Here is a 602-nt window from a genome sequence, read left to right on the forward strand (position 1 = left end):
GGAATCCGGACACCGGCGACCGCTTCGAGTACCGCGCCGAGAACCTCGCGCTCGGCATCGGCTCCCGGCCGCACGTCCCCAAACACCTCCGTGGACACCCGACCGAAGACGTGTTCCACACGGCGCGGTATCGTGGTTCCCGCGAGCGCGTCGGGGAGGCGGACACGGTCACCGTCGTCGGGTCCGGGCAGAGTGCCGCCGAGGTGTTTCAGGACCTCCTGGAGCGCCAGCCCGACCACGGCTACCGGCTCGATTGGCTGACTCGCTCTGACGGGTTTTTCCCCATGGAGTACTCGAAGCTCGGCCTCCAGCACTTCACCCCCGAGTACGAGCGGTACGTCTACGACCTGCCGCAGGCGGTGAAAGACGACCTCATCCCGAATCAGGACCTGCTGTACAAGGGCATCGACCCGGAGACGAGCGCCGAGATTTACGACCTGCTCTACCGGCGCTCCGTCGGCGGCCGCGACCCCGACGTGGGGCTGTTTGCGATGACCGAAGTCCGCGACATCGAGGCCGTCAACGACGCGTACGCCCTCGACTGTCACCAGTGGCAGGCCGAGGAGTCGTTCGTCCACGAGAGCGAGGTCGTGATTCTCGGA

1 protein-coding gene is annotated in these 602 nt (G+C 66.6%); it reads left to right on the forward strand.

The genetic code is table 11. The features are described 5' to 3' along the window. Positions 1 to 602: SidA/IucD/PvdA family monooxygenase (locus tag DVK06_RS16940; protein ID WP_158600108.1), on the forward strand; the 602-nt coding region annotated here is incomplete at both ends.

Origin of the sequence: Halorubrum sp. Atlit-28R, assembly GCF_003665955.1 — an archaeon.
Classification (GTDB): Archaea; Halobacteriota; Halobacteria; order Halobacteriales; family Haloferacaceae; genus Halorubrum; species Halorubrum tropicale.